Raw genomic sequence first — 15,662 nt, 5'->3', positions numbered from 1 at the left:
GATTTTAAATTTTTATATGAATGGCGTTCAGGCCGCGACTGATTTTAGTCGATTACACTGAACATCATCGCTCAATAGGATTTGGTAGGTCGTTTTCGGTACCAGCTTCGCAACCTGATCATAGTGTTGCTGAGATAATAACCGCCGAACTCTGGACGCTGAGACTGGCTCACCACCAATGGCCTTTCTTGGTACTTCTATAATGCCAATGCTGTTTGGCCGAGAAGCTGCAGAAGTCAACCAGTAATGCATCGACTCGTTATAATGGTTGGTGACCGGACACAATGGTTCCGTACCAACATATCGGTGGGTAATCCCTAAAGCCGGAACAATGCCGTCACGAAACAGCTGTAAATCCAATGCAGCATGACAATGATTGATTTTCTTCTGATCTTTGATGAAATAAGTCGGGAATGTTGCTCTGGAGATCATATAATCCGAACCCGGGTGGACGGTTACATTTTTCAAATGTCGTGTGCCGGCTCGAATCATGTTGAGTCGTTCAAGATAAGAAAAATCCTTACCTTCTTCGCGAACAACAAACAAATGAACCCAATCACACTCGGCACTAGCTTTTTCAACTAAATATTGATGCCCCAACGTGAATGGATTCGCATTCATAATCATGCTACCAATACGGTCGCCTGCAACTTTCATCAATTTGAGTTGTTGGCAATAGGATTGAAAACGGTTGGGGCTATTTTCCATGAGAACCATGGCATCATCGACTTGCGCAAGCTGGAAAAAACCGGACTGGCGGAATAGATTAAAGTTTTGCGGTTTGGTAAATAAAAATAAATTGTAGCGTCCTAACTCATAAGCGAAGTTAGTCAATTCAGTCATGAGTGTCAGTGATAAGCCACTGCCTCGATGTGCCTTATCAATCGCAACCGACTTTAAAACTTTTCCGGCGATGCCACCACATGCCAATATCTGCCCAGAGACATGTCTACCGATAACGAAATATTCTACATCATCATCAATGTCCAATCCGTTACGCGATAAAAAGGTCTGAATTTTACCCATTTTGTGGCGATTCGTAATTGGGACTCGAGAAAAAAACACCTCGTCTAACATGCCGTACTGCCTCTATAAATCAATTTGTCACGACATAGTTTGCGGTGTTTGTACTCATAAAATAATGATATGAATCACTTTATATGCGGGCTTAAAAACTCTTTATGAATTTAATGAACTAAACCCCGCTATCTCATTGTTTTTAATTTGTAAAATATAATAAAAACCATTAACGCCATTGACGTTTTTAACGTCACTTCATTCAATGAACTTTTTCACAATTATGGATCAATTTTTTATCTAAATTGCTAAATTGAACATCAACCTACGGAAATTGATTATGAATGAAAAAACGTTACGAATAACAAGTGACGCTCAGGGATCTCACTCATTGCTGTCACAAATAAAAATATTCGGCATACCATTCCATCTTTTTGCCCTACTCTTTCTTGTGGTTCTGACTGCACATATTACCGATACGCTTCCCAATAATATTGTTGGTGGCTTCAGCTTTATGTTTGTCGTCGGAGCAATATTTGGTGAATTCGGTAAACGTCTACCGATATTCAATAAATATATTGGTGGCGCGCCAGTAATGATTTTTCTTGTCGCAGCTTGGTTCGTCCATACCGGATTATTGACCCAAAGAGAAATTACCGCTGTCACCGATGTTATGAAAAAAACGGACTTCCTCGACCTATTCATCGCGGTACTGATCACCGGGTCGATTCTGGCAGTCAATAGAAAACTTCTGCTGCGTTCATTAGTTGGCTATATTCCAACAATTCTCGCAGCGGTGGCAGGCGCATCAATTCTTGGTATCTTAGGAGGAATCATTTTCGGCATTCCGGTGGACCGAATTATGATGCTGTATGTGCTCCCAATTATGGGCGGCGGTAATGGTGCAGGCGCAATTCCTCTGTCTGAAATTTACGAGTCAGTGACGGGGGGCTCAAAAGAACAGTATTATTCGGTTGCTATTGCGATTCTTACGATTGCCAATATTGTTGCCATTGTTGCGGCAGCGCTTCTGAATGGTTTAGGCGATAAAATGCCGTCACTAACCGGTAACGGAGAACTGATACGTAAATCGAATTTCAATGTGAGCGAAGCAACCAAAACACCCACGATTACACCTCGTGAAATAGCCATTGGCCTAATGCTTGCTGCCTGTGTTTATACATTCTCAGCCTCACTCTCCAAGCATATCCTCCCCGGGTTTGGTAATATTAAAATTCATACATTCGCTTATATGGTCATTATTGTTGCGATCATCAACGGTGCAGGTCTTTGTTCGGATGAAATCAAAGAAGGTGCAAAACGTCTTTCTTCTTTCTTCTCTAAACAGTTGCTCTGGGTTTTGATGGTTGGTGTCGGTATTGCTTACACCGATCTGGGTGAAGTGGTCAATGCATTAACATTCACCAATGTCATTATTGCGACACTCATTGTAACCGGTGCAATTTTTGGCTCGGCACTCGGAGGTTGGATGATGGGCTTTTATCCGGTTGAATCTTCAATCACGGCGGGCCTGTGTATGGCAAACCGAGGCGGTTCCGGTGACCTTGAAGTGCTGGCAGCGTCTAACCGAATGAACTTACTCTCTTACGCCCAAATCTCTTCGCGCCTTGGTGGGGGTATTGTTCTCATCATCGCCAGTGTTGTATTCGGGATATTTATGTAGTTCCCTTTTCTTAGGGGCTGTTGACCTTTCGTGATGGTTTTTGCAGCAATTTGTCGCTCATTTAGTCAAGGCAGGTCATGTGAAGTGTAGCGATCTACATGAACCATGACCTAACGCTGGATAAATGAGCGACAAATGCTGCCCAGAGGGTTCATCTGAACGTGTCTTGCTCTTTGTTACGGGTCATTTGCTTAGGATAGCTAAGCGGCATGCCCCGCGCCGCGATCAATACCCGTTCAGATTGAACAAAATTCAACCACGAAAGGTCAACAACCCCTAGGAGCGCGTCACCTGACGCGCTCTGACCAAACCGCCTTCATATATTAAATTCCCCATGCATATGACAACAATCATCACATGATAATCACCCGCCGAATCAAAAACTGCATGATATTGATTTCTCACTATTGTGATGTAGAACGCACGACTATAAGAAATACAGAATATTTAACGTCTAAAGATGGATGTTGAACCACACATGTCAATTCTATTCATCCATAGAATCGATATAATCACGGATAACAATTAGCCTTAATCTACCGTTATGCTCAAAACGATCTTTCAAGCCGCTCATACACATATATGTCAGAAGCTATCATTCCAACTCAGGGTTGCCCTTCTGCTTATCTCTGTTATTTCGATTCAATTAATATTGGTTACTGTCTTTTTTCATCTCACACTCAGTAAAAGTCTCGAACATCAGTTTAGAACCAAAGCTGTCATCCAAGCCCGAGAGATTGCGCATAATAAAGTATTGATTCACAACATCGAGCAACACAATATTGAAGCGATTCAGAATACCGTCCATGAGCTACAGGCTATCTCTGATGCTGACTTCATTGTTGTCGGTAACAAAAAAGGGATTCGGCTGGCACACCCTGATTCAGATAAAGTCGGTTTTCCCATGCAAGGGGGGGATAACGTTCGAGCGTTAAAATACGGGGAATATTATTCGTCGTTAAGGAAAGGGAGTTTAGGCTTCGCAATCCGTGGGAAATCCGCCATTATTAATCAGCACAATGAGATTATCGGTGTCATCTCCGTTGGATACTTGATGAATAGTATCAGTGACTGGATGGCATTATATTCCTATCCGCTTTTTTATGCTGTTTTTGCCCTGTTGATCTTATCCATGCTCGGTGCTTGGTTATTTACCAAACATATCAAACGACAAATGTTCGAGATGGAGCCGGAAGAAATTGCGCTCTCTCTACGCTTACACAGTTCAATCTTACAAAGTGTTTATGAAGGCATTATCGCTGTCAGTACCCAAGGTGAAATATTATCGGTCAATAACCGAGCACTCAAAACATTGGGCATCGCGCACCCACCCAAGTATTTACTCGGCAGATCCATTACTGAATTCGTCACCCCCGCTTCATTTTTTATGGGGAGTGACCCACATGGTCAGGTTGATATCAGTGACCAACAAGATGAGCTGATCACCTGCAACGGTGAAACATTGGTTGCCAATCGAGTGAATATTGGGGATCTCGAAAAACATGTCGGCTGGGTCGTGAGTTTCCGTAGACGGGATGATATCAATACCCTGACATCACAAATTTCACAAATTCGCCAGCATACGGAAAACCTTCGCGTACTCAGTCATGAGTATACCAATCGATTATCCACTATCGGAGGATTAGTACAAATTGGCGCTTATGATGAAGCCATTCAAGCCATTCAGAAAGAAACCCAAAATCAACAACAACTAATCGATTATATTACCCAAACTTTCTGCTCGCGTATTATTGCCGGACTCCTTCTGGGCAAATATAGCCGAGCAAAAGAACTCGGCTTACAGTTGGATTTTGATCCACTCTGTCAGATGAAAAAAGAACTACAATGTATGTCATCCGACGAACTGGCTGCAATTTTGGGTAATCTACTTGACAATGCCTTTGAAGCTACTTTAAAAAGCGATAGCAGTAATAAAACGATCACACTGCTTTTAACCGATGCCTCAGACGAACTCGTCATTGAGGTGGCGGACAATGGTACCGGTATCCCTGAAACAATTTCTGATTCACTTTTTACCAAAGGTGTCAGTAGCAAGGAACAGCCAGGGCATGGTATCGGTTTATATCTCGTCCATCGACTGGTCACTCAGGCCAATGGCACGATATTGATTGATCATGCTGAGCCCAAAGGTACCATTTTTTCTATTTTCATCCCTAACGTGAGTACATAATAATGGATGTATTTGATGTATTGATTGTTGAAGATGAAGTCAGTATCTCTGATTTTCACACTTACTACCTGAATCAAATGCCTAGGTTTCGTCCGGTTGGTGTTGCCCGCTCTCTGGCAGAAGCGCGGAACATGCTCCGCTTTTTAAAACCACAATTAATTATATTAGATAATTTTCTTCCCGATGGGTGTGGTCTGGATTTACTGAAAGAGATGATTTCAAGCGGAAACATGCCGGATGTAATTTTTGTCACCGCTGCCTCAGATATGGAAACCGTCCGTGAAGCAGTTCGCTGTGGGGTTTTTGACTATCTGCTCAAACCGATTGCCTATGACCGACTACAGGACTCACTTGAACGCTATTTAAAATATAACAATTCACTGAAAGCCGCAGATAACTTTAACCAAAGGCATGTCGACGAATTACTCAACTTTCAATCAAAAGCACAATACCATCAAGATAATCTCCCCAAAGGGATTGATGAACTAACACTGGATAAGATCAAGGTCATTTATCAAGAAGAGGATGTGACACACACTGCAGAGTCTCTGGGTAAACTGGTTGGCATCAGTAAGACGACCGCTCGCCGATATCTGGAATATTGCACGTCCGCCAGCTTCCTTGAAGCAATTATTCAACACGGCCGGGTTGGCAGGCCCGAAAGACTATACCGTCGGAAGTAGAACCATGGATGGGTCAGTCGAGTTACTGGCTCTTTTCATACCAATACATCTACGTGTTAACGTCTTCGCTCTCATCATGTCATGATCGATTTACTGCACGGCTAAGCACAATCATTCGTTCAGCACGTCTTTTGACTGTATAATCCGACAGCCGGCTTGAGCCATTTTCGCCAGAGCTTTCTCTTCATCGTCAGAGTTCAGGTTTACAGCACGGCAAGCATCCTGAACGACATAAGTTTTAAAACCAAGTTCAACGGCGTCAAGCGCTGTAAATAGCACACAGTAGTCTGTCGCAAGTCCGACAATGTACAACTCATCTGAATCGATTTCTTTCAAATAATCCAAAAGCCCGGTTGATTGCTGTTTTCCATTGTCAAAGAATCCACTGTAACTATCAATTTCAGGATTGCTGCCTTTATAGACAATATATTCAATATTGCTCTGCGCTAATCCGGGAATAAATTCGGAGCCCCAAGATGATTGAATACAGTGATCGGGCCATAGTATCTGCTGAATGCCATTCAGTTCTATCATCTCACCGGGAGACATATGATGTACGGACGCGAAGCTACCGTGGCCAACTGGATGCCAGTCTTGTGTGGCAACAACATGATCAAAACAAGACATTAACCGATTGATCACTGTAACCACACAATCTCCATCAGGCACAGGCAACGCACCAGATGGTGAAAAATCATTTTGAACATCGACGATCACTAACGTTTGAGTCATACCTTCCTCCTGAATACCACTATCCCTATAACATCGCACACTCAAAATCACTGTTGGTCATAAAATGGCGGGTTGTGATTGCAGTTATGATTATCAATTCAATAATGATATTCTTTTAAAGAATATCATACTGATAAATAATACTGCCCTATTGGATTTAACTAATATTGTCAATCATATTGACAATATCAATCTCTATAAATGAGAAATCTCCAGAAAATCACGATGTCAACATTTTTTCCTAATTTAAAACTATTAACCATCATATATGTCCAATTGATTCGCGATGAAAGCGTTAACATTCTTATATAACTCTGTTCCACAGTCCGAGTCTCATAAAAGAAAAACTAAGAAAATTTTCTCATATTAGAGACTAAAGCGCATGTTTTTTCTTTTTTTAGATGATTTTATTTTATTTTATATTTTATCCACTGTGCCTTTCCCCTCCTAGCGATTGACTAGCTGTATCAAGATCACGACTCCCTCTTTTGATAATTATGACGATAAGCAACTATTTACATTAAAACAAAGAGCAAATAACTTAAATTCATAGCGATGATTCAAAAGAGGAATATTTTACCGAAGTACTATTCACTCAAGAAAATTTTCCGTCACTTTTACGCTCTTTATATGCAATTCATCACTGGTCGGAGGAGCTAAAGTGTATATATCATTAATAATGATGTAATAAATATGTTTAAAAAATACATAAGAATGTTGAGTTCAGCTCCTCACCCAGTGTTCATAACTTTTCCATCTGTTCTCAGTCATATGAACCCACAGAAGGACGGAAAATACAACTTATTAGAACGAGATGTAGCAACATCACATTGGACAATGTGGCGATGATAAACAATTGAACAACTGAAGTTTGGCGGTAGGTAGATATGAATAACGTAATATGTAGCAAATACGGCATCACGCTGCGCAAGTGGAACGATGATGATATTCAGGGGTATGCGACATTGGCTTCCGATGAAGAAAATATGAAGTTTATCTCTTCCGGACAAGCAAGAACAATCGATGTCATCAGAAATGAGGTTGATCGATTCAGACAAAATCAGGAACAAAAAGGATGGGCTCGCTGGGTGGTTTCTCAAGGAACCAATGCCCCTTTTATGGGGTACGCAGGATTTGAAGAAAAACAATTTGGTATTAACTTCGGGATGCGTTACTTACCAAAATACTGGGGAACCCCCTGGACATATTTAGCAGGACATACCGCATTATGCTGGGCCTTTGATGTACTGGGATTCACATCCGTTTATACACTTACGAACATCAAACACACTCGTGCCATTCAGATGAATCTGAAATACCTCAACCTTAACCGTGAACAATGCCGAATTGTTTTCACGCCATTCGGTGAACACCTCAAGATTGACTATGACCGGGATAACTTTTTCAAGGTCAGAGACAAAAACGAAAGTACTGCTCAAAAGTTATACCAGTACATTCAGAAACAAGAAGCACGGGAAACAGTACATGCAAAATATTGAGCAATCTACGTTATGTCAGGATGTCCCCATTTCGACATTATGTGATGTAAAATTATGGCGCCACTTTTCAGTCTTGACAGCCCTATATATGCCATTCGGATCGTTATTATTGCTGTTTCGTCTGCTATTGATTAGCGTTTACGGACTGGTGTTTCCAATCTTTCCTCATACAAAAAGGAAATCGGTATATCGAGTGTTCATCCGACTGTTAGGCATACGAGTTCGCTGTAATATGACACCGGAAGCTGTGGGTCAACATACTGCCGGATGTGTCGTTGCATCCCCCCACGTCAGTATTTTTGATCATATTCCGGGGTTAGCAATGCCACACGCGACACTGATGATTGATAAAGCGGATAGCCCTCTGGGTAAATTCGTTGGCTACATCTTATTTAAAGGCTCGAATTCCAGCTATTGGCTCGTCAGAAATCAACGACAGTTAGTGCAATGTTTCAGGGAGTGGAATAAAGCACCGGAAAAACACGCACTATACATCACGCCAGAAGCCACCCTTAATAATGGGCAAGCGCTATTCCGGTTTCGCCCTGAGTTTATGATTCGAGGACAACCCGTCGTCCCGGTCGCTTTAAAAGTCAGACTTCCTTTCGGATTGTCTCCAAGTCCGATGATGTCTCCGGGGTATGTCCGCTTCATGACGATTCTCATGATGCCCTATATCCATTTTGAAGTGACCTATCTGGATAAACTTCACTACTCTCGGGAGCAGGCTCCGCAAGAATTTGCCGACGCTATCCAACAGGCTGTAGCCAGTTATCTGAAGATACCGGCAACCCACTGGACCAAAGATGATAAATATAGTTACAAAGAGCAGTTAAAGCAGTTATGAATGTCATCTTTGATTTTGATAATACGTTACTGCCGGAAGAGAGTACGGTAGAAATCTTGAAAATCGCATTGAGTCATAAAAAAGGCGGTGATGAAACAATCCGGTATCTGGCAGAAATTGCACCGCGGGCATTTGCCGGACGTGCAACTTGGCAAGAAAAACTGTTCATGCTTAGAACCGCGATGTTTGTCACTAAGCAAACCGTTGATCAGTATGTGTCAAGCCGGATAGATGCTTTAGACCCCGTGTTAAAAGAAATATTTCGTTCGTTAACCGACAAAGGTATCAAGCTCCATGTTATCTCTGGCGGTTATACGGAGTGGATTGCCCCGTTATTAGATGCATGGGGCATTCAATATGATCAACTCACTGCGAATCGTTTTATCTGGCTGGGAAATCGAGTGCTCAGTATACGACCTTCCCCACTACTTTCCTCAAAGGGGAAAGTACAGGTCATCGAGCGATGGAAAAGTCAGAATAAAACGACGGGTAAGTTTATCATTGTTGGTGACGGCTCAGCCGATCAAGATACATTACGCTATCACGCCAGTGATGCCTTTGTATCAGCGGAATATTTCCAAAACAATCAGCTCCCTTCGATGGAACAGATGAGACGGGCTTCAACGCCGGCAGAGGTGGGGCAGCATATTGACCATTTCTTAACACAGCTCTGCTCTAGTTAAAATCTACATTTCATCTTGTAAATATATGCAGTGGGCCAACGGCTCACTGCATATGACTCATGGAAGAAAACCTTCGCCGAGCGCTGATGATCAGTGATGGCGAACTCAATTTCCTCTGGGAAAGACCGATTACTTTGGCATTCGCATCACTGGCAGTCTTATTGCTGATAAGTCCACTCATCAGTACCATGCTCCGTCATCTGAAAACACAAAAAACCTCATTACATCACTCTTGAATTTGATATACGGCCCAGCATCAGCTGGGCTTTTTAATCCATGCCGAATTTACTTTTTTTTAACAATTTCATTCTCTTCCATCGAACCACACATCACTTCCTGCTATGATGATAAAAAAGCTCGTTATAGGGAAACCTACATGCATACAGAATTATTGGAAATTAAACAATTTTTTGCCCAATACCCACCATTCAACGAGTTTGAAGATACAGTCCTTGAAGAGATCATCCAACAGATAGAGATCACCTATTTTCGAAAAGGAACGCCGATCATTCAAAACGGCGGTGCGATTCAGGAGTTGTTCATGATCCGGAGTGGCGCTGTCGAAGTTTATCGGCGCAAAGGTGAACTCTACAATCGTCTCTCACAAGGCGATCTATTTGGTCAAATGGGATTACTGACCAACAACAAAGTCGTTTTCCCTGTCACAGCGATTGAAGATACATTGGTCTATCGAATTCCAGAATCACTGTTCCAGTCTCTATACGATAACTACGAAATCTTTGCCGACTTTGTTGAGGTCAATGATAAAACCAGGCTGCGTCATGCGGTTTCCAGTACTGTAGAAACCAATGACCTGTCCACCGCCAAAGTGAAGAGTCTGCTGACAGGGGAAGCGATTTGGATTCCACCGGAGACGTCGATCCATGAAACAGCGCAAAAAATGGCCGAAGAAAATGTCTCTGCCCTGCTGATATTGAACACCGACCCCACCACAACAGATTGCCATGATGACAAACCTCAATTAGGTATCATTACAGATAGAGATCTTTGTAGTCGAGTACTGGCAAATGCCATTTCTCCACAGCGTCCGATTCATGAAGTGATGACAACCGAGCTGTTAACACTCGATCATAATGCTTATGTTTATGAAGCCATGATGGTGATGTTGCGTCATCAAATTCATCATCTACCCATTTTGAAAGAGAACAAACCGTTAGGCATTCTCGAAACCACCGATTTGGTTCGTTATCAGTCACAAAACTCACTGCTATTAGTCAGTAGCATATTCCATCAAAACAGTGTCGATGATTTGGTGACAATTGCCGAGCAGGTGAAAGAGAGTTTTGTTCGTCTGGTCAATGAAGATGCAAATGCCCATATGATTGGCACAGCGATGTCTGTGATTGGTAGAAGCTTTAAACAACGCATTATTGAGCTGGCGGAAATGGAATATGGTCCACCACCGATCCCCTACTGTTTTCTGGCACTGGGTTCAATGGGAAGAGATGAACAACTGGTGGTCACAGATCAGGATAACGCGATTATTCTCGACAACCGTTATGATGCCAACAAACATGATGCCTATTTCAGTAAACTCTCTCAGTTTGTTTGTGACGCACTCGCTCTCTGCGGTTATAGCTATTGTACCGGTGGGATTATGGCAACGAATCCGATTTGGCGAATGACCCGTCAGGAATGGGAAGTTTGCTTCTCCGATTGGATTGATGATCCGAATCCTAAAGCGCTACTGAATGCATCGATTTTTTTCGATCTGGATGGTGTCTATGGTCAAACTCGCTGGGCAGAACAACTCAACCGGTTTATTGTCAGACGCGCCCAAAGAAGCCCACGCTTCCTCGCTTGTCTCGCCCGAAATGCCTTGAACCGTACGCCACCACTGGGATTTTTCAAAAATTTTGTGATGGAAAAAGATGGTCGCCACAACAACTCCATCAATCTAAAACGACGGGGAACGGCACCGCTAGCCGATGTCATTCGGGTTCATGCCCTTGCCATTGGCTCACATGCGAAAAATTCATTTGAGCGATTAGATGATATTATCGAATCGGGGCTACTCCCAAAAGGCGGTGGTGAAAACCTCAGAGATGCGCTTGAATTTATTTCCATGGTGCGAATCCGTCATCAGGCCTATGATGTTGAGAACCGCATTGAGCCGGACAACAATATCGAGCCGGAAAACCTCTCAGACTTTGAACGACGTAACCTGAAAGATGCATTTCAAATTTTGAGCAATGCGCAAAACTTTTTGAAATATCGTTATAAAGCTAACAGTTCACCACGTGCATCATAAAATGCTAAAAAAACTATTGAAAGCCCCCAGCATTGACTGGCAAAAAAAGTATCAACTCAAACAGAAGCGGGTCACGCACCCGTCTCTCAACTATTTTTATCAACAATTACTACCGAATGCAGATACCCCGATTGAGGAAATCGAGTTTCTGGCTCTTGATTTTGAAACCACAGGGCTGAATCCGGCTAAAGATGAAATCGTAACGATTGGCGCGGTACCTTTTACGCTGGATCGAATCCAACTGAGTCAGTGCAAACATTGGCTGGTGAAACCTCGTCGTCCCTTGAAGGAATCATCCATCATTGTTCATGGCATCACGCATACGGATATTATGGACGCTCCTGATTTAAATGAGTTCCTCGATGATATTCTCCATCTTATGGCGGGGAAAATAATCGTCGTGCATTACTATCCGATAGAACGCCAGTTTCTCGATCAGGCACTTAAAAAAAGAATTAAAGAAGGCATCGAGTTTCCGGTTGTTGATACCATGAATATTGAAGAAAGGATTTTGGCACAGCAATCCGGTGGTATTTTCAATCTCATGAACGGTTTTAAGAAAAAACCGTCAGTACGCTTAGGAAATACCAGAGAGCGCTACGGGCTACCGCTCTATCCACTCCATGATGCACTGCTTGATGCACTCGCAACGGCAGAACTGCTTCAGGCACAGATCGCCCATCACTATGATCGCACTCGCCCAGTCAGTGATTTTTGGATATAAGTCCGCCTCAAACCGCAGAGCATTCACTGAAATATACCGCCTCACAACATGGATCTGACAGTTGTCCAGATCGAAAAAAGCCGACATACGTCGGCTTTTTTCTGTTCAATCAAACCAATCAATCAATTAATCTAATCGTTCGGTTTTCATTCCCATAACCAGACTGACACACATCATCAGCAGGATAAATGTAAATGGCAGCGCTGTCGAAATAGCACCCGCTTGCAATGCCTGAACCGCTTCTGTGCCACCAATCCATAACAATGCAATGGCAATAGCCCCTTCAATCGAAGCCCAGAAAATTCTCTGAGGCACAGGAGCATCAACCTTACCACCAGCGGTAATACTATCGATAACCAATGAACCGGAGTCAGAAGAGGTAATAAAAAATACCAAAACTAATACAACGCCAATTAAAGAAAGTATTTTACCGTAAGGCAAGACATCAAACATCTGGAACATCGCCAGTGAAACTTCTGTAATCCCTTTATGGCCCAATTCACCAACTTGATGAACCACTTGATCAATCGCCATACCACCGAATACAGACATCCAAACCACTGTCACAAGTGTCGGAACAAAAAGTACCGCTGTAATAAATTCTCTCACAGTACGGCCTTTTGAAACCCGGGCAATAAACATACCGACAAATGGTGACCAAGAGATCCACCAAGCCCAGTAGAATACAGTCCAGCCTTGGAACCATGCTACATCTTCACGGCCATGCGGATTACTCAAAGGAATAATATTTTCAATATAGGCAAGTAACGTGGTTTTAATCGAGTCAAACGTAACAGCATAGCCAATCAAACCTACAGCGATCAACAGTAAGAAAGCGATGATCATGTTGATATTCGAAATGACTTTGACACCACCATCAATACCACGAACCACTGAAACAACAGCTAACATGGTAACGACAATAATGACAATCATCTGCAACCCTATACCAGCTTCAATGCCGAAGACATGATGGATACCACTTGCTGCTTGTTGTGCACCAAGTCCCAATGATGTTGCCAATCCAAATAACGTGGCAACCACGGCAAGGATATCAACCAAATGTCCGGGCCATCCCCAAGCTCGATCCCCGAGTATCGGATAAAAGATTGAGCGGATTGATAATGGCAACCCTTTGTTATAGCAGAAGAATGCAAGAGAAAGGGCAACAACCCCATAAATAGCCCACGGATGCAATCCCCAGTGGAACATCGTCGCACCCAGAGCAAGCTTCGCAGCCTCCGGTGAATATGCTGCAACATTTAACGGCGTTTTATACCACCCTGTATAGTACGCCACTGGTTCAGCAACACTCCAGAACATCAAGCCTATCCCCATACCGGCAGCAAATAACATCGCCAGCCAAGAGATATAAGAGTAATCGGCCGTTGCCGATTTTCCACCCAAACGAATTTTGCCGAATGGTGAAACTACAAGAATCAAACAGAAAACCACAAAAATATTACCAGACCAAATAAACAGCCAGTCAAAATTACCGATGATTTTCCATTTGATACCGTCTAAAACAGATTTTGCAGTTTCAGGATCAGCAACGAGTGTTGCAACCAGGAACAACAGGATCAGCCCCGCGCTAATACCAAATACAGGGTTATGGACATCAAAACCCCATTTCTGCACATTATCCTGCCCGACAGTGTAATCGGTACTGTCGATACTATACTTATCAATACCTTTGGTCATAATTCCCCTCTTTATGATTTAGCCTTCAAATTATTATTACCTATCCTTAGAAAAATCAGCTAAAAATCATCTGAATACACCATAAACAAATACGTAATGGTCATAGAATAATTTATCTTAAAAAAATCAATAACGCCATAAAATGGTTAAAATATAGACTAAAAAATAGATAATACAGGATTTTATGGTCAAAATTAAAACACATTTGGCGTGCTTCACTGACAAAATTGTTTTGTACACTAATATTTTATGTAGATTACAATATCGTAAAAAATCTTATGCTACAGTTTCGTAAACGACTGCATTGCAACAAAATGGCATTCATGTCATTCTTTACTTGGAAACTCAGTAAGATACTTTTCAGTCACCTTCTTTTCTGAAGAAAAAATTGCAAAGAAAGCGATGACACCAATACTTTTCTTCTGTGAACAAGTAAAATAGTGTCCGCGTTATTTATATTAGTAATCACTCAAAGTCTGGGTATTGATTTTGGAAAAACATGAAGAAGTACTGGTTGCTATACGCCAGATCATCCGAGCTATTGACCTTCATTCAAAGAAATTAAGTAAAATTGCAGGACTCACGGGACCGCAACTGATACTGATGCGCTCTATCGAACAGTTAGGTGAAGTCACGATACGTGAACTTTCTCGTAATACGAATATGAGTCAGGCGACAGCTACGACCATTCTTGATCGTCTGGAAAGAAATGGTTATGTACGCCGCGTTCGTAGCGTAACAGACAAGAGAAAAGTTCACGCTCATCTGACGGAATTCGGTCAGGAGCTGTTACATAAAGCACCGCAACCTTTGCAGGATAATTTTGTGTCTCAATTTCAGCAATTGGAAGAGTGGGAACAAACGTTATTGCTATCTTCGATTCAGCGTCTTTCAGCAATGATGAAAGCAGATAATATCGATGTGGCGCCGATGTTAGAAATCGGTAGTATTTTGAATCACGAGTAACAAATCAGCGGTAGAACCTTAGCTAATTTTCCCAAAAGATCCAGCGTAATGACATCACGACTGGATCTTTTTAGTATGTATCAAGTTTAGGCGCGTTTATAAAGTACCTTATTCCCCGCCAGTTGCACTTTCTCAACAAAATTGTCTTCTAAAAGTTTTTTCAGTGCCCCTGTTGCCCAGCTAGCCGCTTTTGTTTCTTCCTGACCCGCTTCTAGCCCTATGCTTTTCGGGTTAATCCCATCAGCATGTTGAGTCACAATATTCAACACTTGAGCCTGCTTCGGGGTGAGATTTTCGTTGACGATTTTCGCTACCTTTGGCTGACTCGCAGAAACGGGGGTCTGCGTCTTAGTGTCAGACTGTTTTAAAGTCGGTTTTACAGCAAAGGCTTTCATGCGCTTTTGCAGTTTATTCTGCACATTACGCTTGTGAGCAAGTCTCATCGAATATTCTCCATTACAACTGCCGAGACAGTATTCATTAAACAAAGTGCGGTTTATATCAAAATTCTCTCTTAATTTATAGCCAGCAGAAATGATTTGGCATGAAAAGTCCACTTTTAGGCCGAAAATGATTAAAAACCGAGCAAATCAGCATTTATAGACCAACAATGGGATAAACGCACTGTATCTTCTGAATGCTTAACGATACTATGTTCAGATA

13 protein-coding genes and 1 pseudogene are annotated in these 15,662 nt (G+C 42.3%); 10 read left to right on the top strand and 4 right to left on the bottom strand.

Annotation, left to right across the window (positions count from 1 at the left end; all coding sequences use genetic code 11):
- Nucleotides 1–27 precede the first annotated feature (27 nt).
- Nucleotides 28–1,077: a [citrate (pro-3S)-lyase] ligase gene (gene citC, locus MKS89_RS07570; protein WP_072957965.1), complete on the bottom strand. Its 1,050-nt coding sequence runs from the start codon at nucleotides 1,075–1,077 to the stop codon at nucleotides 28–30.
- A gap of 280 nt (nucleotides 1,078–1,357) precedes the next feature.
- On the opposite strand from citC, the gene citS reads away from it, so the two are divergent.
- From citS to MKS89_RS07555, 3 genes are all read left to right on the top strand, one after another.
- Nucleotides 1,358–2,701: a citrate/sodium symporter CitS gene (citS, locus tag MKS89_RS07565; RefSeq protein ID WP_072957967.1), complete on the top strand. Its 1,344-nt coding sequence runs from the start codon at nucleotides 1,358–1,360 to the stop codon at nucleotides 2,699–2,701.
- A 544-nt stretch (nucleotides 2,702–3,245) separates the two neighbouring features.
- Nucleotides 3,246–4,892 carry an ATP-binding protein gene (locus MKS89_RS07560; RefSeq protein ID WP_083571255.1) on the top strand — a complete coding sequence of 549 codons (1,647 nt, stop codon included), beginning with the start codon at nucleotides 3,246–3,248 and terminating at the stop codon, nucleotides 4,890–4,892.
- Nucleotides 4,892–5,575 carry a response regulator gene (locus tag MKS89_RS07555; protein ID WP_072957472.1) on the top strand — a complete coding sequence of 228 codons (684 nt, stop codon included), beginning with the start codon at nucleotides 4,892–4,894 and terminating at the stop codon, nucleotides 5,573–5,575. Before MKS89_RS07560 ends, MKS89_RS07555 begins: the two co-directional genes overlap by 1 nt.
- 111 nt (nucleotides 5,576–5,686) lie before the next feature.
- Here the strand turns inward: MKS89_RS07555 and pncA are convergent, their stop codons facing one another.
- Nucleotides 5,687–6,307: a bifunctional nicotinamidase/pyrazinamidase gene (gene pncA, locus MKS89_RS07550; RefSeq protein WP_072957470.1), complete on the bottom strand. Its 621-nt coding sequence runs from the start codon at nucleotides 6,305–6,307 to the stop codon at nucleotides 5,687–5,689.
- An 887-nt stretch (nucleotides 6,308–7,194) separates the two neighbouring features.
- Here pncA and MKS89_RS07545 point away from each other — a divergent pair.
- The 6 genes and pseudogenes from MKS89_RS07545 to MKS89_RS07520 all read left to right on the top strand — a co-directional run bounded on the left by MKS89_RS07545 (nucleotide 7,195) and on the right by MKS89_RS07520 (nucleotide 12,332).
- The gene (locus tag MKS89_RS07545; protein ID WP_072957467.1) at nucleotides 7,195–7,806 is read left to right on the top strand and encodes a GNAT family N-acetyltransferase; all 612 of its coding nucleotides are present in this window, start codon (nucleotides 7,195–7,197) and stop codon (nucleotides 7,804–7,806) included.
- On the top strand, nucleotides 7,793–8,653 hold the full coding sequence (locus tag MKS89_RS07540) for a lysophospholipid acyltransferase family protein (RefSeq protein ID WP_072957465.1): 861 nt from the start codon (nucleotides 7,793–7,795) through the stop codon (nucleotides 8,651–8,653). The genes MKS89_RS07545 and MKS89_RS07540 overlap by 14 nt, the downstream gene beginning before the upstream one ends.
- Nucleotides 8,650–9,336 carry an HAD-IB family phosphatase gene (locus MKS89_RS07535; RefSeq protein ID WP_072957462.1) on the top strand — a complete coding sequence of 229 codons (687 nt, stop codon included), beginning with the start codon at nucleotides 8,650–8,652 and terminating at the stop codon, nucleotides 9,334–9,336. The genes MKS89_RS07540 and MKS89_RS07535 overlap by 4 nt, the downstream gene beginning before the upstream one ends.
- Nucleotides 9,337–9,392: 56 nt before the next feature.
- Nucleotides 9,393–9,572 (top strand): annotated as a pseudogene (locus MKS89_RS07530) (tripartite tricarboxylate transporter permease); the annotation flags it as partial.
- Nucleotides 9,573–9,712: 140 nt separating this feature from the next.
- Complete coding sequence (locus MKS89_RS07525) at nucleotides 9,713–11,608, top strand: putative nucleotidyltransferase substrate binding domain-containing protein (protein ID WP_072957459.1); 1,896 nt, start codon at nucleotides 9,713–9,715, stop codon at nucleotides 11,606–11,608.
- Between the two features lies 1 nt (nucleotide 11,609).
- On the top strand, nucleotides 11,610–12,332 hold the full coding sequence (locus MKS89_RS07520) for a 3'-5' exonuclease (RefSeq protein ID WP_072957455.1): 723 nt from the start codon (nucleotides 11,610–11,612) through the stop codon (nucleotides 12,330–12,332).
- Between the two features lie 126 nt (nucleotides 12,333–12,458).
- On the opposite strand, the gene MKS89_RS07515 is transcribed toward MKS89_RS07520, so the two are convergent.
- Complete coding sequence (locus tag MKS89_RS07515; protein WP_072957449.1) at nucleotides 12,459–14,033, bottom strand: BCCT family transporter; 1,575 nt, start codon at nucleotides 14,031–14,033, stop codon at nucleotides 12,459–12,461.
- Between the two features lie 489 nt (nucleotides 14,034–14,522).
- Here MKS89_RS07515 and MKS89_RS07510 point away from each other — a divergent pair, with 489 nt between their 5' ends.
- The gene (locus MKS89_RS07510; RefSeq protein ID WP_021020369.1) at nucleotides 14,523–14,999 is read left to right on the top strand and encodes a MarR family winged helix-turn-helix transcriptional regulator; all 477 of its coding nucleotides are present in this window, start codon (nucleotides 14,523–14,525) and stop codon (nucleotides 14,997–14,999) included.
- A gap of 86 nt (nucleotides 15,000–15,085) precedes the next feature.
- Here the strand turns inward: MKS89_RS07510 and MKS89_RS07505 are convergent, their stop codons facing one another.
- Entirely contained in the window at nucleotides 15,086–15,442 is a 357-nt protein-coding gene (locus MKS89_RS07505) for a MarR family transcriptional regulator (RefSeq protein ID WP_072957446.1), read from the bottom strand.
- Nucleotides 15,443–15,662: the final 220 nt, after the last annotated feature.

The sequence above is a fragment of the Vibrio gazogenes genome (assembly GCF_023920225.1).
GTDB lineage: Bacteria > Pseudomonadota > Gammaproteobacteria > Enterobacterales > Vibrionaceae > Vibrio > Vibrio gazogenes.
Note: the sequence above shows the minus strand (reverse complement) of the source record. Positions and strands in the feature narration are given on the sequence as shown.